Genomic DNA, 17950 nt, shown 5'->3' with positions numbered 1-17950 from the left:
AGGAGGACTTTAGATGTCGACATTTCAAGGACTTGAAGTAGGGAAACGCGGAATTTCAACAGCCCAGACTCAACTGAATACTACTGGTCACAATATGACAAATGCCGCGACACCTGGGTACTCAAGACAAAATGTCCAGTCTTCTGCGACATCACCTAACAGGGTGTTTACTTCACAAAGTCCGAATGGACAGCTCGGCTCGGGTGTTCTGACGGACGCCATTGTCCGACTTCGTGATCAGTTCTTAGATACGAAGTTCTGGGGACAAGCTAGCAATGCTTCGGATTTGTCCGTTCAAGCTGATGCGTTAGGAGAGCTTGAGAAACTAGCGCAAGGCACAGAAGACGGAAACTTACAGCAAGCCATGCAAGACGTATGGAAGGCCTGGGAGACGGTCCAGATAAATCCAAACGATGAAGCTGCGAAGGCTGTTTTAAACGAACGAATGACGACCTTTACGACTACTTCACAAAATTTGAACCGAGAGATCGCGGGCATTACGAGTCGCTTAGAAACCCAACAGACAATGGAACGCAATCAGGCAAATGAGTTGCTGACGGCTATTGCGGGTCTGAACGATTTAATCTACCGCTCTGGTGGTCGCGACAACGATGCTATGGACCAACGAGATAGCTTGATTGATCAGTTGTCTGGTCTTGCGGGCATACAAGTGACGGCAACGGAAAAAGGCATGGTGAGCATTCGTCTTCAAGATGGGACGTCACTAGTTGCTGGCCGTGCCGTGGAATCTGCTTTGACGGACCAGTCAAATGTGACATCTGGATCCCTATCGGGTATTAAAAAAGCTTTAGGGGCCCTAGAGGATTTCCAATCGAAACTTCAGTCGGTAACTACCAATTTCGAACAAGAGCCCTCTTCAATTGATACACATTTAGCGTCATGGCAAAAGCTAGTCGGTGAGCTTGGGACAAAAGCTGAAGGCATCAATCGTGCAACAGAGACGGCCATACTTGCAAAGAATGGAACGGAGCGAGATCGCCAGTCAGTCATGGGTGTTTCACTCGATGAAGAGATGTCCAACTTGATTAAATACCAACATGCTTACAACGCAGCAGCTCGTCTTGTTTCGACGACAGATGGACTGCTCGATACGATTATCAATCGCATGGGTGTGTAAAAGGAGAGACCTACATGAGAATTAGTCACCAGATGTTACATAATCAATCGACTCAGCGGCTTCAACAGAGTTCGGTTAAAATGTCTGACACGTTTGAACAAGCCTCAAGTGGCAAAAAATTGTTACGTCCTTCCGATTCACCCCATGGCGCAGTTCATGCAATGAAGCTGAAACAGCAACTGGGAGAGATGGAACAGTATAAGGCCAATCAATCGCAAAGTGCCTTGTTCTTAGACGAAGTGGACAATAAGCTACAAAACATGTCACGCATCTTGCAACGTGTGCAAGAGCTTGGTGTCCAGTCGAATAACGATGTAATGTTCTCAGGTGAACGCGACATTATTCAAAATGAGTTAACGGAACTAACTAAAGAACTTCAAAGCCTTTCGTCATCAGAAATTAACGGAGAACTATTATTTCCGCAGGATGGAACTGAAAAACAGATTGTGGTAGGTAAAGGAACTGTGGTCTCCGTAACTCTTTCTGCTGAACTACCATTTGGAGGAGATGACGGGTTGTTTTCGACTCTTCAAGAAATGTCTAGTCGATTAGAAGCTAACGAACATGTGGATCTCGAAGCACTCCAAACGTCATATGACCGAGTAGCCGATGCAATGTCTGTTGTTGGAGCTCGAAAAAACCGTTTGGATTCGATTCAAGGTCGAATGGAAGACAGCAAGCTTGAGCATACGAAGATGCTCTCCAAGATTGAAGATGTGGATTATGCAGAGATTTTAACGAAATTGAAAAGTGAAGAAGCTGTTTATCAAGCGGGATTGTCGGCGACTAGCAAACTCTTTACCGCGTCACTTGTAGATTATTTGCGCTAAAGTAGCCTCAAAAATAGGAAGGACCGAATCGCTAGTTATGCGACTCGGTCCTTTTACTGTTACTTATTAATCGTATTAATTAAACCACGCATATCATCCGCAAAGGAAATCGCGCGACTTGTCGACTGAATCAACCGTTGCGTCGCAATCATTTCCGTTGTCTCCGTAGTAAGATCCACATTCGAAAGCTCAAGTGCGCCTTGTTGAACGAGTCCCGTGCGAGCCGTCCCGTTCAACCGTTCGAAGCTTCCATCTGCTATCATCTGCTGAACATTTCCAGTGAAAGCAAAACGACTTCCACCAGATTCGGTCAAAGTGCTTGGTCGATCAATTCGAGTCAAATCCAAATTAAAAACAGTGGCGGGTTTCGCTAAGTTTTTGTAGCGTCCAATAATTTGACCTTGATCAGTAATTTGAATGGAATCTAAATCCGTATCAAACCGAATTGGTTGTCCACTAGCATCAAGGACCCTATCTCCGTTGCTGGTTAGTAAATAATTTTGATCATCTGCTTGATTATATACAACGTCTAGACTTCCACTTCTTGTATAATACGTCTCCCCACCAGAAGCTACTGAGAAATACACCCCTTTTTGCATGAGTGCCATATCGTATTGGCGATTGGTGGTCTTCAAGCTGCCCTGTTCCGAAAGGGACGTAGTTCCCATATGGACCGCCCCGTTCCCGATTCGAATTCCGTTAGGAGTGACGCGTCCTGCTTCATAACGGCCGGCCTGCATAGTCATTGCATTGTTCAAAGCATCGGTGAAAAGGGCATCTTGCCTTTTATAAGCAGTCGTATCAAGGTTGGACATGTTGTGAGCAATGGTATCCATTTTCTGCGTCAATTGTTTCAGGGAAGAAGTTGCCGTATATAACTGTATCATCTTGTTTTCTCCTCCTAAATGCGTCCGATTTCAGTTACGGCTTTCTGCATACTTTGATCATAGGCTTGTAATACCTTTTGGTTGGATTCAAATCCACGATATGTGCGGAGCATATCCGTCATAACTCGTGTCATGTCGACGTTCGATTGTTCTAGATATCCCTGCGCCACTAAAGGTTCTTCACTCTCTGCAGCAGCGGGAGCATTGTCTCCTTCATAGCGAAGAAGTCCCGATCCTTCTTTTACAAGAGATAACGGATCCTCTGCTTCACCAATAAACAATTGCCCAGCGGCTTGTCCTTCTACTGTAATACGTCCCTGTGGGTCTACTTGAAAATCCATGGATGCTAGTTTTATCGGTTGACCCGCACTGTTCATTACTTCATCTCCTGCTGCAGTACGTAACACACCTTGTTGGTCCACAATAAACTGGCCATTTTGGGTATACCGGATCTCATCATTTGCAGTCCGTACTTGAAATACAAGTGTAGGGGATTGCAAAGCAAAATCTGTAGGATTTGAAGTTGCTTTCATCATTCCTTGTGTAAATTGTGGAATCGCTTCTTGAGCATATGTACCAAGACTAAGAGTTCCAGCTTGAGTAGCCAGAGAAGAAGGGCCTCCCATTTTTTCGATTAGTTGTTGTGGAAAAGATCGAAAAGCCGTAATGTCGTTTTTATAACCTGGTGTGATAGCATTCGACAAATTATTTGTTAACACTTGTTGTTGTCGGTTATAGGCCATCATTCCTGATGTAGCTGCATATAGACCTCTAAACATACTCTAATACCCTCCAAATCGTTCAAATCACTACCTCATATTAATAAAAAGAATAGCACATTCCCATGAAAAAATAGGATTTTTTTCACAATTTTAAAAATTTCACATCCATAGTCCTACACAAAATTACTTTTATTTATGGTACTATTCATTTTGCAATGTTACATAAAGATTAAATCTAAATGACGAAAAATTACGAAACGTGACATATGTTATGATTTTTAGGCGGAAGGATTGAAGGGAATGAATCTTTTTTCACCAGTTATCAGCCAATTGGAACATGGTTTACAGGCATCTGCTCTAAAACAAAAAACCTACGCGGCTAACATTGCCAATGTCGATACACCTAATTACAAAGCACAACGTGTATCGTTTCAATCAGTTTTAGAGAATCAACTTTCATCTGGATCTCTACCAACACATCGTACCGATCCACGACATATTTCGTTTTCCAAAAGTTCTGCTTCTGGAATCAAATTGGAAACCCTACATACAACGCAACGCCAACCAAATGGTAATAACGTAGATATCGACCTTGAGATGGCGGAGCTCGCAAAAAATCAGCTTTGGTACAATGCTATGACAGAAAGAATTAGTGGGAAGTTCTCAACTCTACGTTCTGTCATTAACGAAGGGAAGTAGTAGTAATGAGCTTATTTGGGGGAATGAATGCAAGTGCCTCGGGGCTAACAGTTAACCGGTTACGCATGGATGTCGTCTCGTCAAACATCGCAAATGCCGAGACGACTAGAGGAAGTTTAGTAGACGGAGAATGGGTTCCGTATCGCAGAAAAATTGTAGAGCTTGAAAGCTTTGAACAACGTTTACATACAGCTATGGGCACTCGGAGTGTAACTACTGGTGTTACTATAGACCGAATCAAAGGAGATGATACTCCTTTTCAACAAGTATTTGATCCTGAACATCCAGATGCAAATGAAGCAGGCTATGTGCTGATGCCGAACGTTGATCCTTTAAAAGAAATGGTGGATTTAATGTCTGCAACTCGTTCGTACGAAGCAAATGTAACGGCATTTAATGCTTCTAAAGGAATGTTTATGAAAGCTTTGGAAATTGGAAAGTAAGGAGACAACAACATGAATCCGATTCAAGGGATGGATCCATCATTTTTGCAACCAAATTTTATTAAACCACCTGATGTAAAAGTAGCCGGCACCGGCTTTCAGAATTTATTAACGCAATCGATTCAACAAGTGGACCAGGCTCAAAAATTATCCGACCAGATGACAGCTGGATTGGTTAACGGAAACGTAGAAAATGTTCATGACGTGATGATAGCCGCTCAAAAAGCGAGCCTATCTCTTGAACTGACCATGCAAGTAAGGAACAAGATGGTAGAAGCCTACCAAGAAGTAATGAGAATGCAAGTCTAGGTGAAGGTAGGTAGTGACAGCCATATGAAAGAGCAGATGCAACAACTTCTAACAAAATTTAAAAGTGCCTGGAGTGGCATTCCACCTAAAACTCGAAACATCGGCTTGATTGCTTTCTTTGGATCGTTACTCATCTTGTCGATTCTTTTATTTTTCATGACTCGTACACCGATGACTGTTTTGTATAACAATTTGACGCCTGCCGAAGCGGGAGAAGTGAAAGCGGCTATCGAAGAACGGGGCATTCCGGTAGATGTGGCAGCCGACGGAACATCCCTTAGTGTCCCTAAAGAACAAGTGAATGAATTGAAACTAGCTCTAGCGGCTGAAGGTATTCCGAGAAATGGTAGTGTCAGCTACAGCATCTTCAGTGAAAACATGGGGATGGGGATGACCGATAGGCACTTTGACGTCGTAGAACGAGACGCAATGCAGACAGAAATTTCGAATTTGATTCGTCAAATCGAAGGAGTCCAGGATGCGAATGTCATGATCACCCTTCCTAAAGAGTCCATTTGGATCAGTGAAGAGACTAAGACGGCAAGTGCATCCATTGTCCTTCGAAGTGACCCAGGCTTTTATCTCGAGCAAGGTCAAGTAAATGGTCTGTACCACTTGATTAGCAAGAGCGTCCCGAATCTGCCTCCTGAAGAAATCGTTATTATGGATCAGAACGGACAAGTTTACGAAGTGCAAAACGAAGGCGAAGCCAATACGACTTTATCGATTTACCAACAGCAACGAGAAGTTCGACAAGGGATTGAAACGGATATCCAGCGTGAAATTCAACAAATGCTGGGCATGCTATTAGGACAAGACAAAGTAATCGTGTCTGTGACAGCAAGTGTTGATTTTACGACCGAAAAGCGAGAAGAGAATTTAGTAGAAGCACCGATTGAAGAGACGAACGAAGGTCTTGATATCAGTGTCGAGAGAATCGTGGAGTCGTATAGCGGTGAAAGTGCTGCTGCAGAGGACGCAACAGGCACAGGCGAAGGAGAAATACCGAACTTCCCTGGTGTGGACGGCGCAGAAACAAGTGACTCAGAACGAACAGAAGAACGAATTAATCGTGAAATTAATCGAATCCAGCGTCAAATTGAAAAAAATCCATATATCATTGATGATTTGACCGTCAATATTGGAATTGAACCGCCTGTAGCGACAGACCCCACAAGTCTTTCTCCTGAACTGATAGGAGAGGTGAGAAGTCTGGTATCTAATATCGTAGCGGCTTCTTTAAGCTTAAATGATATTCCACAAGAAGAATTGAATGTAGATGATCGAGTTACTGTATTTGCTACAGAGTTTTTAGGGAAACAAGAAACCGTGCCGGATGAAAATCCATTTACAACTGCTAAGCTTTTACAAAATCCTTATGTATACATCGTCGGTGGCGTGCTTTTACTTATTCTGGTAATCATAGCCTTTATTGTAATTGGCCGGATCCGAAAACGGAAAGAAGAGGAATTCTTCGAAGAGATGGAGCAAGAAGCCATTCAACAGCTTGAGACCAAAGTGGCAGAAGAACTGGCAATCGAAGCACGGGCAAATCCTAAACGAGACACTATCGAGCGTTTGGCTAAAAATCAACCAGATGACTTTGCGAAATTATTACGTGCTTGGATGACGGATAAGTAAAAGGAGTGACATGATGGGAGCAGCAACTAGTGGAACGCAACAACTGAAGGGGATTCAGAAAGCCGCTATTTTGATGGTCGGCCTTGGTCCTGATTCATCCGCTGAAATTTTTAAGCATTTGAGTGAATCAGAAATTGATTTGTTGTCTATGGAGATTGCTAAAGTACGGCATCTAAAGAGCAGTCAGACTCGCTACGTCATTGATGAGTTTTATGACATCATGGTCGCTGAAGAGTACATCGATGAAGGTGGAATAGACTACGCACATGAAGTGCTTGAAAAAGCACTTGGAACTGACAAGGCGAAGGAAGTCATCACCCGAATTACAACGAAAGCAAAACCAAAGCCTTTCCAGTTTGCACGTTCAGTGGATACCCATAGTCTTTATTTATCTGTACGAGACGAGCATCCCCAAACAATTGCAGTGGTGTTGTCGCAGTTAGAGAGTCTGAAAGCCTCTGCAATTCTCTCACTTCTTGAACCGGCAAAACGTGTAGATGTTGCCAAGCGTATCGCAAAACTAACGCCGCCATCGTATGAAATCATGGGAGAAATTGAGAGAGTTATTGAAGCGAAGCTGTCGACTTCTAGTTCAGGCAAGATTCGTGATTATGACGGACTTGACTCTATTGTGACTTTATTGAATCAAGTGGATCGCTCTACGGAACGCTCTATTTTAGAAAGTCTGGAGCAACAAGATCCGTTACTTGTAACCAAGATCCGACAAAAGATGTTTGTGTTTGAAAATCTACCGTTACTAGATGCACGTTCGCTGCAACGTGTGATGCAGGAAGTGAATGACGAAGACCTTGTGAAGGCTCTCAAAGTGACTGATGAAGAGCTTCGTACATTGTTGTTGAAATCCATTTCAACTAGACGAGCGGAAACTGTGTTAGAAGAACTTGAGATGACAGGACCATTGAAACTGAAAGAAGTTGAAGAAGCTCAAGCTGCCATTGTATCCATCGTAAGACAGCTGGAGCAGCAAGGGGATATCGTCATTGCACGTCCAGATGCTGAAGGAGAGGATGTCATTGCGTAATGTCGTCCGTATCCATAATACACCTTTGGAAACAAAAGAGATTCCTATCGTCTGGTCTGGCGGGCAGCAAGCTTTGGATGTGGCTCATGCAGAAACTTTCAAATCACCTGAACAACTAAGAGATGAGCTCCTCCGAGAGATTGATCAGCTCCGCATGCAGCTTGTTGAGGATCGCGAGCAGGCACTTCAACAGACAGAAAGAGAAACACAAGAGCTTGCTGAAAAATTAAAGGATGCGGCTTGGGAACAAGGTTTTGCAAACGGGAAAGAACAAGCTGAACAGCAAGCACAAGCTATTTTAAGCGCTCAACTGACTCAAGTTCATAATGCTATGCAACAGCTGGTAGAAGAACGGAAGCGTTATGTCCTTCAAGCGGAACACCAGTTGATTGAGATGTCTACTGCTCTTGCACGAAAGCTAGTTGGAAAAGCCTTGCAAGTAGAGCCACACCTTGTAAAAGAACTTGTTAAAAAACACTTAAAACTAGTGGAAGATGCGCAAGAAGTCACGCTTCATGTGTCTCTCGAAGACTTTGAGTGGATCAAAGAACAACGAGAAGAATTAGAGAGTCTGCTGCCTGCCTTCACACCATTTGTCTTGTTGCCTGTGAAGGAACTGAACAGGGGAGACGTCATGATTCATACCCAGGCAAGTCGCTATGACGCTCGAATAGATAGTCAACTAAGTGAAATCAAAACGATTTTCATGACACTCGCCGAGGAGAATGTTGATGCCTACTTGGAATCCAACACCCTATCTTGATACGTTGCCAACAGTCCAGTCTGTGGCCAAACAGGGAAAAGTGATGCAAGTCATTGGACTGACAGTTGAATCGTTAGGGCCACATGCGACCATTGGAGAAATCTGTTTGATCTACCCAAATGACTTTTCTACACCTGTTGAAGCAGAAGTCGTAGGCTTTAGGGAAAATCGGTTGATGCTGATGCCATTTGGCGACTTATCTCAAATTGGGCCAGGGTCTCTTGTTGTTGCAACCCATCGTTCCTTAGAAATCCCAGTCGGCCAAGGATTGCTAGGGTCCATTGTAGACGGATTTGGTAGACCGCTTGATAGTACAAAGCTAGTTGCTGGCTTAGTTCCTGTGAAAACAGATCGTTCGCCTCCACCGCCTCTATCACGGCCAAGGATTCATGAACCTTTAGAACTCGGTGTCAAAGCAATCGATGGCTTGTTGACTGTCGGCAAGGGGCAACGAATTGGCCTTTTCGCAGGGAGTGGTGTCGGAAAGAGTACACTCCTTGGTATGATTGCGCGACAAACGGAAGCGGACATCGTAGTCATAGGTTTGATTGGAGAGCGAGGACGTGAGGTTCGAGAATTCATCGAGCGAGATTTGAGTCCCGAAATGCGTCAGAAATCGGTCGTTGTTGCAGTCACATCAGACCAGTCACCACTTCAACGCATCAAGGGGGCATCTACCGCCACTACCATTGCTGAGTATTTTAGAGATCAAGGTCACCAAGTGCTGTTGTTGATGGACAGCGTCACTCGATTTGCGATGGCTCAACGAGAACTTGGTTTAGCAATTGGTGAGCCTCCTACAACGAAAGGCTACACACCAAGCGTCTTTACCAAGTTGCCACAGCTACTGGAGCGTTCGGGAACAGCAAGTAAAGGAGCTATCACAGCCATCTATACAGTTCTAGTGGACGGTGATGACTTCAATGAACCTATTGCTGATGCTGTTCGAGGCATCTTAGATGGGCATATCGTGTTGAGTCGTCAAATCGCTCAAAAAGGATTGTTTCCTGCCATTGACGTCAGTGCTAGTGTCAGTCGTTTGATGGATGAACTGGTATTACCCGCTCATCGTCATAGCGCACGTCGCTTAAAGCGTTTGCTAGCTACTTATCAACAAGCGGAAGATTTACTCGCAATTGGTGCTTATAGGCCAGGAGGACAGCCGGAGCTGGATGAAGCGGTCCAACTCTACCCAGCCATCCGACAATTCCTAGTTCAAGAAAGAGATGCTCCAGCACCGTTTGATGAGACACGTGAAACTTTGATTCGAGAGTTTGGAGGAAATGCATCATGACATTTCACTACAAATACCAACGCATCTTAGATGTTCGAGAAGTTCAAAAGAAAGCCGTCGAAGGCGAATTGTCGACCATTCGAAAACGAGCGGACGAAGTCGATCACGAAACAAATCAGATTGATCTAACGCTACAAGAGTTAGAGTTGCAAAAACAGCAACAAGTGCAACAAGGGATTCGAGTCCAACAGTTGCAGCAGTACTATCAACACGAACTTTACATGTATCAGCAGCTCCAGCTTGCTAGATTCCAACAAGATCAGATGAATCAGCAAGTTACTCTTGCCGAACAAAAGGTACTTGAAGCATCAAGTGAGACAAAGAAATGGGACCGTTTAAAAGAAAAAGCGCAGCAGCTCTTTCATACCGAAAGGACTCAAGCAGAACAAAAAATTGCGGATGAGATGACCCTTCTCCGTTTAGGAGCTGACCGATGAAACTATCCAATTTAGATTTTTTATGTAGTGTGCCTCTAAAACATGCCACTTCAGCAAAGAGCTCCGATACGCTTGAAGGGACTTCTCTTTTTCAAGCATTATTTACGGAATTACAAGTACCAGCGTTCACAGAGAACGAGGTCAGCTCTGAGAATACGGAAGAGGCATTAGTGGATGAAGCGGTCGTAGAAGAAACTTCTGATGTGAAGCAGGAAGACATTCCAGTCGAACACTCTTTTTCCGACTTTGTAAAAACCGCGGAACCGGAACTTGATTTAAAACTAGTACCTAAACCTTTGCCACTACCACTTCCTGAATTCTTTGTTGAGTTGCCAAGACGTCCCGTCACAGTGGTGGACTTGCCGGAACCTACTGTTCCACTTCCTTCTGCACCTTTATTCGTTCGTTCCGAGCGATTTGAGGGGGAAGATTTAAAAAAAATAGAAAGCAATTTGATTCTTACCGAACAAGGGAAGCAGGCTGAAAAGATTTCCTCACAGAAAATTTACATAGAAGAGCACAAACTGGAATCTAATTCACCGCTCCGCACTTTACAACCCGAGCCAGTACAAGCACCACTAGTTATTCAGCAGAGCGAGCAAGTCAGTGAACCACAGGCTTTGCCTGTAATTGAACTGCGTCTCCCAGAAGAGGTACCGGATCTTCAGCAACAGCTCAGACAAGAAGTGCCTAGGGTTATTTTGACTCCTATCAAAGATGTAGCAGCTGCTTCAGGAGGGACATTCCGTATTCAAATCTTTCCTGAACATTTAGGACATATTGACTTAATGGTATCCGTTGAAGAAGGTCAAGTTACGGCCAAGATGATTACTTCATCACACCTTGCAAAAGATGTACTAGAGCTTCAGTTGCCTCAACTTCGTCAACAACTCCTAGACCAAGGAGTTGCCATAGAAGCATTTGAGATAGAATGGCGAGAAGAAAAAGAGGCCCCTCAACAACAGGCTCGAGAACAACAAGCAGAGGCTCGGAAACAGCACCCTAGAAACCATGGTTCGCTTGAACAGGATGAAACCGAAAGAGAACCTTTATCTGAAGAAGGCATTGATTACAGTGTGTAAGGAGGATGCAGATGAACATCACAACGGTTAATGGAGTGACAAGTTACCAAACTGGAGATACGAAGTCCGCAGGTTCTCAGGGACTTGGACAAGACGCTTTCATGAAGATTTTAATTGCGCAGCTTCGGAATCAAAACCCATTAGAGCCCATGAAAGACGCTGAGTTTATTGCACAGATGGCACAGTTTACGAGTCTCGAACAGCTCACATCTCTAAACCGGACGATGACTGCTTATACAGAGGCAATGGGCGGCAAATCGATGGCAGACTTTGCGGAGATGATTGGAAAAGAAATCTCTTGGAAGAATGAAGACACGGATGCCAATGAAAGTGGAATTGTCCAGTCCATCATTCATGAAGACGGAAAATTTTATGCACAACTTGCTGGAAGTGATCAGCGAATTGATTTATCAACCGTTACTTTATTACAAGCTGCGCCTGTCACGGACACTACAAAATAAAGGGGAAATGATTCATGATTCGTTCTATGTATTCAGGAGTTTCAGGTATGAAAGGCTTTCAAACAAAATTAGATGTTATCGGGAATAACATTGCCAACGTAAATACGGTTGGATTTAAAAAGAGCTCTGTTGTATTCCAAGATATGCTAAGCCAAACGGTTTCTAGCGTAGGAGTCAACCCAGCACAGGTCGGACTTGGTTCATCTGCTGCAAGTATTCAACAAAATCACAATCCAGGTTCTGGAATGATGACAGGAGTCGGAACAGACTTAGCCATTATGGGCGAAGGGTTCTTTATCGTTGGAGATCCAGCTACAGATGAAAATGGTGAGGCTACAGTAAACCCCCAAAGATATTTGACTCGTACAGGAAACTTTGTTGTGGATGAGGGGGGAAATCTCCGTACTTCACAAGGTCACTATTTACTCAATAAGAATCAAGAGAAAATTACAATCGACCCAGAAACTTATAGTTCTTTTGCAATTAAAGATAATGGCCAGGTATATGCTATGAGAATTTCTGATGGTAATGAAGAAGCTATTCCTGATCAAGTGATAGCTTTATTTGCTCCACCAAACCCAGCAGGACTTCGTAAAGTTGGGGGATCTTTATACGAGATGACAACTGCTGCTGGACCGGGCGGAATTATTGATTTTGGTGAAGCTGAGGAAGTAAATATCTCTAAAATTCAATCAGGAATGCTCGAGATGTCCAATGTAGAACTTACAGAAGAATTTACAGAGATGATTATTGCTCAACGCGGATTCCAAGCAAACTCGAAAATGATCACTACTTCTGATGAAATCTTGCAAGAACTGGTTAACTTAAAACGATAAGTAGGGTGAGAAATCAATGATTGAAGTCACCAAATTAAATCGCACACCACTTACGATCAACGCACTCCTCATTGAGCGAGTAGAAGAAACGCCGGATACGTACATAACATTCACAACCGGCAAAACCCTACATGTGCTTGAGTCGAAGGAACAAGTAGTGGAGAAAATCACTGCTTATTATCAACAAATTGGCCTATTTGCGGTCCATCATAAAGGGAGGGCATGAACATGCAGCGACAGCAACCTGTCAGCTATGATTTTAAACGTGCCAATAAGCTGTCGCACCTTCATATGCGTTCGTTACTGCGTATCAGTGAAAAAGTGTCACGGCAGCTTGGCAATCAGCTTACACAAAAGCTGGATACATACACGAATGGCTCACCAGGCACCATTCAACTCAAAACGTATGAAGATATCAGCCAACAACTTTGTCCGCTCGCTGTGGTCATCATCTGTTCCTTTCCGCCGCTCAAAGGCGAGTTCCAGTTAGTAGTCTCCAATTTATTAGTGCAAGGCTGCACGGAACGACTTCTTGGAGGAGATGAAATTCCTATAGAGGAAAAAGAGCTTACTGAGATTGACAAAGTATTGATTCGACAGCTAGCAGAAGAGTGGCTTGCTCTCTACGCAGATGCAATTGCCTTGATTACTCCATTAAAAGCCCAGTTTCAGGAAATCAATTTAGCACATGATTACAACTTTCCTGTTCACCAGCGAGAACGTGTCATGTTAGTTGAGACAAAAATTCAATTGGGTCAGATTGAAGGCTCTATGGAACTTGTCGTCCCATCAAGCGCAATCGAAGAGCTAGTGCCATTTTTGACAGCGCCAGAACAACAGCGACCTCAAACAGATGCCGATGCACGTGCTCGACAGCTGCTCGAGACGGGGATCTATGAAACTGATTTGACTGTTCAAGCGGTACTTGGCAGATGCGAACTGGATGTCCGAGATCTGCTTGCTCTGCAACAAGGGGATGTGTTGAGATTGTCGACTGCTATAGATGAACTGATTCCTGTATATGTTGACCAGAAACTTTTATATAAAGGACAGGTCGGCTTGCACCGCGGAAAACGAGCCGTCCAGGTCGTCGAACAGGAGGACCGCCGATGAAAGAGTTTGATGGACTTACGAAAGCGGAACTTACCCAACTATTAGAGTTGGTTCCAGATCAACCATTATTAGAGCGTTTCGAGCAACAACTTGTTACAGATCTGGCAGAGATGGAAGAGCAGATTCAAAGCAGTGGGATGAATATGTCTCTGCAACTAGTAGATCTATTCTATGTAAGCGAAGACAATCTCCTGATAGAAGAGCCAAGTCAACTGGTTCGATTGCAACCAGCGACAGGGGATAGAGAAGTAATTGTTGCAATCCCTGCTGCAATCGAACTTGGAGTTGGACGGGAAGCATTTGCCGAAATCTTGCTGCACCATATAGAAAAAGCGGCCGGATATAAAGTAGTGAGTAATGATTCAGTAGGTATAGAGTCGGTCGACTGGAAGTTGCTAAGCTCTACTCCATCCTGGCTCGAAGCACGTCTTGAGCTCGTACAGAACACTATGTATTCAACACTTCGCCTCTTCCTACCTAGCGGAGAGAACTCGAGAGGAGAACAGCCAGCTATGACTGAACACAATGAAAAACAGCCCACTATTGGCAAAGCCCAATTTACGAATCTGACACCTACATCTTCTGAGAGCGAGCAGACGACGAACTTAGATATGCTATTAGATATCCCTCTTCAAATCACTGTTGAGCTCGGTCGGACTCGAAAGACAGTGAAAGAAGTTTTAGAAATTACGCAAGGTTCCATCATTGAACTGGATAAGCTTGCTGGGGAACCTGTAGATATTTTAGTGAATCAAAAATTGATTGCGGTCGGAGAAGTTGTCGTCATCGATGAACAGTTCGGTATCCGAGTAACGGACATCAGCAGTCAAGCTGACCGATTGGCGAAGCTGCGGTAGAAATGAGGAACTTGTTGTGAAATTAGTAAAATGGATCCTGGTGCTGACTCTTTTTCTATTGGTCGGTGGTGTGCCTTCAATAGAAGCGGCAACGGATACAAGTGTCCTAGACGCTATCAAAAATGGTACAGAATCTGAAGAACAGCCGCTCAGTGAACCGGTAACTGAAGATCGTAGCCTTTTCTCAGTAATCGGGTCCTTGATTCTCTATACACTACTGATTGTGGGATTGATTTATGGTTTGATAAAATTCTTAGCTTCTCGTCAGCGTTCCCTATCCAACACCGGTGTAGTGAGAGTCTTAGGAGCAAGCTCCATGGGCGCTCAGAAATCGGTACAGGTCATTCAAGTAGGAGACCAAGTTCTAGTTGTCGGTGTTGGAGAAGACATCTCTTTACTGGCAGAAATTACAGATGAACAACAAAAGCAACGATTGCTTACAACTGAAGTTCCTGAGAAGCAACTTGCACCCTTTCAAGAGATGCTTCAAAAGAGTATGAAAGAGCAAACAGAGAAGCTCCAGCAGGCGAAAGAGCGGTGGTCTCAGCGATGATGACGTTACTGGCTATAACCATTCCAGGTATTTCCGTAGGAACAGAAGCCACTGGAGACGTTTCCACTACTTTGCAGCTTTTAGTTTTGTTAACGATTCTATCTTTAGCGCCAGCGATTTTGATCATGTTAACTAGTTTTACGCGCATCATCATTGTATTGTCTTTCGTCCGAACAGGACTTGGTACGCAGAGCATGCCGCCAAATCAAGTGTTGATTGGTCTAGCCTTGTTTTTGACTTTCTTTGTGATGAGTCCCGTGCTGACAGAAATTAATGAGGAAGCATTACAACCATACCTTGCAGAAGAAATCACACAACAAGAGGCTCTTGAGACTGCAGCAAGGCCAATCAAAACCTTTATGGCCGAACATACACGTGAAAAAGACTTGGCACTTTTCTATAGCTATCAAGGTCTTGATAGACCAAGCTCTGTCGATGAGATACCACTGACTTCGCTGATACCTGCTTTTGCTATCAGCGAGCTCAAGACTGCGTTTCAAATCGGATTTATCATTTTCATTCCATTTTTAATTATCGACATGGTTGTTGCCAGTACGCTTATGGCAATGGGGATGATGATGTTGCCACCGGTGATGATCTCATTACCTTTTAAAATTTTGTTATTCATATTAGTAGACGGCTGGAACTTGATTGTCGAGTCGTTGCTGATGAGCTTTTAGCGAGGAGAGGAACTTATGACGCCTGATACAGTCATCAAATTAGCTGAACAATCCGTATACACCGTCATTTTGCTTGCAGCCCCTCTTCTTCTCGTGGCACTAGGCGTTGGACTTCTTGTCAGTATCTTTCAAGCAATGACTCAGATCCAAGAACAGACCTTGTCGTTCATTCCGAAAATCCTTGCTGTGTTTTTATCGCTTGTGCTTTTTGGACCATGGATGTTGACGACCATCGTAGACTTCACTCGCAACTTGTTTCGTGAGTTGCCGACATTGATCGGATGACGTGGGATGAAGCGCTTGCAGGGCTGCCTTACTTTTTATTGACTCTTACTAGAATGACGGCATTCTTTTTAATTGCACCTATTTTCTCTCAGAGGAGTGTACCTAATCAGTTCAAAATAGGACTGGCTGCTTTCTTATCATTGATTGCGGCTACTGTTGTAGGGACGAATACGTCAATAGAACTCGATGCCTATTACAGTGTTTTGATTGTTAAAGAGTTAGTAATAGGACTGAGCTTTGGCTTCTTGGCAGCGATGATGCTGTACATGGTTCAAGTAGCCGGTGCTTTCATTGATTTTCAAATGGGCTTTGCGTTAGCAAGCGTCGTAGATCCTCAGACAGGTTCACAAGTGCCAATCATCGGTCAATTCAAATACATACTGGCTATTTTATTTTTACTAGCAATTAATGGCCATCACCTTTTGATTTCAGGGATGCTTCACAGTGTGGCTCTCGTTCCAGTAGGCGTCATTGAGTGGGGTTTCACAGCAGGTGAGCTGTCACAATTCTTTGTGACTGTATTCGCTGCCATGTTTGTAGTGGCGTTTCAGCTCGCACTACCCATTGTCGGATCACTGTTTTTAGTTGATGCAGCACTTGGTCTACTTGCAAAGACCGTTCCTCAAATGAACATCTTCGCTGTTGGATTTCCTTTGAAGATTGGGACGGGGTTTCTGTTGTTACTGATACTCATGCCCTCGTTTTTCTTTTTACTGCAAGGCATTGTTGAACGCATCGGTGTGCTCATGAACGATTTGATGCGAATTTTGGGAGGCTAGACACATGACGCGTCTTCAACTGGATCTTCAATTCTTTTCCGGCGAAAAGACCGAAAAAGCCACACCACAAAAACGGCAAGAGTCTCGTAAAAAAGGAGAAGTTGCTAAATCGCAAGAGGTCCCTTCTGCTTTCATATTATTTGGTGCTGTGCTTGCTCTCTATTTTTTGGGCGGCTGGTATTTAGAGCGTTTACTTAAGCTGTTTCAATTTGCATTTCAAGAATTGTTCTCTTCTACTTTGACCATTCAGAATGTACCCGAGCTCGTAAATCAGCTGTTACTGGAACTAGTAGTACTCGCCGCCCCCATATTTGTCATCGCTATCGTATTTGGTATCGGTGGAACGTTTGTACAGATTGGGTTCTTGTTTGCTCCAGAAGCTGTCCTTGCGAAGCTAAGTAGAATCAATCCGATCAGTGGAGCTAAGCGTATTTTTTCACTTCGAGCATTAGTCGAATTAGTTAAATCTATTTTGAAAGTAGTGGTAATTGGAGGAGCAGCTGGCCTGATTTTATGGTCCAACCGAGACACATTAATGGGACTCTCTCATTTGCCAATCCGTCAAGCGACGTCTGTCATTGGTCAGCTGACATTTCAGTTGGTAGTGATCGTTGCTATTATTCTAGTCGTGTTAGCCGTAGCGGATTACTTGTATCAGAAGTATGAGTTTGAAAAACAAATCCGTATGTCCAAACAAGACTTGAAAGATGAATACAAAAAGACAGAGGGAGATCCTCTGATCAAATCCAAAATTAAAGAAAAGCAAAGACAGATGAGTCTCAACCGGATGATTCAAGATCTACCTAGAGCAGATGTCTTAATCACCAACCCAACGCACTTTGCGGTAGCACTTGCTTATGACAGTGAGACGATGGATGCGCCGACTGTCATTGCGTTAGGCCAGGATTTTCAGGCTTTGAAACTGCGAGAAAAAGCCAAAGAATTTCGCATCACCATTGTTGAGAACAAGCCCCTGGCTCGAGCTCTTTATGCTCAGACAGAGATTGGCGACCCGGTTCCGGAAGAATTGTTCGGTGCTGTTGCAGAAATCTTGGCGTATGTGTACCGAATTAATGGAAAACTAAAGGGAGGAAGATAA

General features: G+C 43.8%; 22 protein-coding genes and 1 pseudogene. 21 read left to right on the top strand and 2 right to left on the bottom strand.

Going from position 1 to position 17950, the window contains the following annotated elements; genetic code table 11:
- The first annotated feature begins 13 nt into the window (after nucleotides 1–13).
- Both flgK and CF394_RS06520 read left to right on the top strand, forming a co-directional pair.
- A complete protein-coding gene (flgK, locus tag CF394_RS16055) occupies nucleotides 14–1138 on the top strand; it encodes a flagellar hook-associated protein FlgK (RefSeq protein ID WP_094942424.1) in 1125 nt (374 codons plus the stop codon).
- A 14-nt stretch (nucleotides 1139–1152) separates the two neighbouring features.
- Complete coding sequence (locus CF394_RS06520) at nucleotides 1153–1968, top strand: flagellin N-terminal helical domain-containing protein (RefSeq protein WP_094942423.1); 816 nt, start codon at nucleotides 1153–1155, stop codon at nucleotides 1966–1968.
- Nucleotides 1969–2027: 59 nt separating this feature from the next.
- On the opposite strand, the gene CF394_RS06515 is transcribed toward CF394_RS06520, so the two are convergent.
- Both CF394_RS06515 and CF394_RS06510 read right to left on the bottom strand, forming a co-directional pair.
- Nucleotides 2028–2855 (bottom strand): flagellar hook-basal body protein, encoded by an 828-nt coding sequence (locus tag CF394_RS06515; RefSeq protein ID WP_094942422.1) that lies wholly within the window; start codon nucleotides 2853–2855, stop codon nucleotides 2028–2030.
- A gap of 14 nt (nucleotides 2856–2869) precedes the next feature.
- On the bottom strand, nucleotides 2870–3634 hold the full coding sequence (locus CF394_RS06510) for a flagellar hook-basal body protein (RefSeq protein ID WP_094942421.1): 765 nt from the start codon (nucleotides 3632–3634) through the stop codon (nucleotides 2870–2872).
- Between the two features lie 243 nt (nucleotides 3635–3877).
- On the opposite strand from CF394_RS06510, the gene flgB reads away from it, so the two are divergent.
- The 19 genes and pseudogenes from flgB to flhB all read left to right on the top strand — a co-directional run bounded on the left by flgB (nucleotide 3878) and on the right by flhB (nucleotide 17950).
- Nucleotides 3878–4276: a flagellar basal body rod protein FlgB gene (flgB, locus tag CF394_RS06505; protein ID WP_094942420.1), complete on the top strand. Its 399-nt coding sequence runs from the start codon at nucleotides 3878–3880 to the stop codon at nucleotides 4274–4276.
- A gap of 5 nt (nucleotides 4277–4281) precedes the next feature.
- Nucleotides 4282–4719, top strand: a complete 438-nt coding sequence (flgC, locus tag CF394_RS06500) for a flagellar basal body rod protein FlgC (protein ID WP_094942419.1) — start codon at nucleotides 4282–4284, stop codon at nucleotides 4717–4719.
- A 12-nt stretch (nucleotides 4720–4731) separates the two neighbouring features.
- Complete coding sequence (gene fliE / locus CF394_RS06495) at nucleotides 4732–5028, top strand: flagellar hook-basal body complex protein FliE (RefSeq protein WP_094942418.1); 297 nt, start codon at nucleotides 4732–4734, stop codon at nucleotides 5026–5028.
- Entirely contained in the window at nucleotides 5029–6669 is a 1641-nt protein-coding gene (gene fliF / locus CF394_RS06490; protein ID WP_243370702.1) for a flagellar basal-body MS-ring/collar protein FliF, read from the top strand.
- Between the two features lie 13 nt (nucleotides 6670–6682).
- Nucleotides 6683–7711: a flagellar motor switch protein FliG gene (gene fliG, locus CF394_RS06485; RefSeq protein WP_165767480.1), complete on the top strand. Its 1029-nt coding sequence runs from the start codon at nucleotides 6683–6685 to the stop codon at nucleotides 7709–7711.
- On the top strand, nucleotides 7704–8474 hold the full coding sequence (locus tag CF394_RS06480; protein ID WP_165767479.1) for a FliH/SctL family protein: 771 nt from the start codon (nucleotides 7704–7706) through the stop codon (nucleotides 8472–8474). Before fliG ends, CF394_RS06480 begins: the two co-directional genes overlap by 8 nt.
- On the top strand, nucleotides 8443–9768 hold the full coding sequence (locus tag CF394_RS06475) for a FliI/YscN family ATPase (RefSeq protein ID WP_094942414.1): 1326 nt from the start codon (nucleotides 8443–8445) through the stop codon (nucleotides 9766–9768). The genes CF394_RS06480 and CF394_RS06475 overlap by 32 nt, the downstream gene beginning before the upstream one ends.
- On the top strand, nucleotides 9765–10205 hold the full coding sequence (locus CF394_RS06470) for a flagellar FliJ family protein (RefSeq protein WP_094942413.1): 441 nt from the start codon (nucleotides 9765–9767) through the stop codon (nucleotides 10203–10205). The genes CF394_RS06475 and CF394_RS06470 overlap by 4 nt, the downstream gene beginning before the upstream one ends.
- A complete protein-coding gene (locus tag CF394_RS06465) occupies nucleotides 10202–11287 on the top strand; it encodes a flagellar hook-length control protein FliK (protein ID WP_094942412.1) in 1086 nt (361 codons plus the stop codon). The genes CF394_RS06470 and CF394_RS06465 overlap by 4 nt, the downstream gene beginning before the upstream one ends.
- Before the next feature lie 11 nt (nucleotides 11288–11298).
- Nucleotides 11299–11748: a flagellar hook capping FlgD N-terminal domain-containing protein gene (locus CF394_RS06460; RefSeq protein ID WP_165767478.1), complete on the top strand. Its 450-nt coding sequence runs from the start codon at nucleotides 11299–11301 to the stop codon at nucleotides 11746–11748.
- 14 nt (nucleotides 11749–11762) lie between these two features.
- Complete coding sequence (locus CF394_RS06455) at nucleotides 11763–12584, top strand: flagellar hook-basal body complex protein (protein WP_094942410.1); 822 nt, start codon at nucleotides 11763–11765, stop codon at nucleotides 12582–12584.
- Between the two features lie 16 nt (nucleotides 12585–12600).
- Nucleotides 12601–12810 carry a flagellar FlbD family protein gene (locus CF394_RS06450; RefSeq protein WP_094942409.1) on the top strand — a complete coding sequence of 70 codons (210 nt, stop codon included), beginning with the start codon at nucleotides 12601–12603 and terminating at the stop codon, nucleotides 12808–12810.
- 2 nt (nucleotides 12811–12812) lie between these two features.
- A complete protein-coding gene (locus tag CF394_RS06445; protein WP_165767477.1) occupies nucleotides 12813–13697 on the top strand; it encodes a flagellar motor switch protein FliM in 885 nt (294 codons plus the stop codon).
- A gap of 596 nt (nucleotides 13698–14293) precedes the next feature.
- A pseudogene (gene fliN, locus CF394_RS06440) lies at nucleotides 14294–14554 on the top strand (flagellar motor switch protein FliN); the annotation flags it as partial.
- 16 nt (nucleotides 14555–14570) lie between these two features.
- Nucleotides 14571–15107 carry a flagellar biosynthetic protein FliO gene (locus CF394_RS06435; RefSeq protein ID WP_165767476.1) on the top strand — a complete coding sequence of 179 codons (537 nt, stop codon included), beginning with the start codon at nucleotides 14571–14573 and terminating at the stop codon, nucleotides 15105–15107.
- The gene (fliP, locus tag CF394_RS06430; protein WP_439332863.1) at nucleotides 15107–15787 is read left to right on the top strand and encodes a flagellar type III secretion system pore protein FliP; all 681 of its coding nucleotides are present in this window, start codon (nucleotides 15107–15109) and stop codon (nucleotides 15785–15787) included. The genes CF394_RS06435 and fliP overlap by 1 nt, the downstream gene beginning before the upstream one ends.
- 15 nt (nucleotides 15788–15802) lie before the next feature.
- Nucleotides 15803–16072, top strand: coding sequence for a flagellar biosynthesis protein FliQ (fliQ, locus tag CF394_RS06425; protein ID WP_094942405.1), 270 nt, complete (start codon nucleotides 15803–15805; stop codon nucleotides 16070–16072).
- Nucleotides 16069–16851, top strand: coding sequence for a flagellar biosynthetic protein FliR (gene fliR / locus CF394_RS06420; RefSeq protein ID WP_094942404.1), 783 nt, complete (start codon nucleotides 16069–16071; stop codon nucleotides 16849–16851). Before fliQ ends, fliR begins: the two co-directional genes overlap by 4 nt.
- A gap of 4 nt (nucleotides 16852–16855) precedes the next feature.
- Nucleotides 16856–17950 carry a flagellar biosynthesis protein FlhB gene (flhB, locus tag CF394_RS06415; protein ID WP_094942403.1) on the top strand — a complete coding sequence of 365 codons (1095 nt, stop codon included), beginning with the start codon at nucleotides 16856–16858 and terminating at the stop codon, nucleotides 17948–17950.

It is taken from the genome of Tetzosporium hominis, assembly GCF_002265435.1.
Taxonomy (GTDB): domain Bacteria; phylum Bacillota; class Bacilli; order Bacillales_A; family Planococcaceae; genus Chryseomicrobium; species Chryseomicrobium hominis.
Note: the sequence above shows the minus strand (reverse complement) of the source record. Positions and strands in the feature narration are given on the sequence as shown.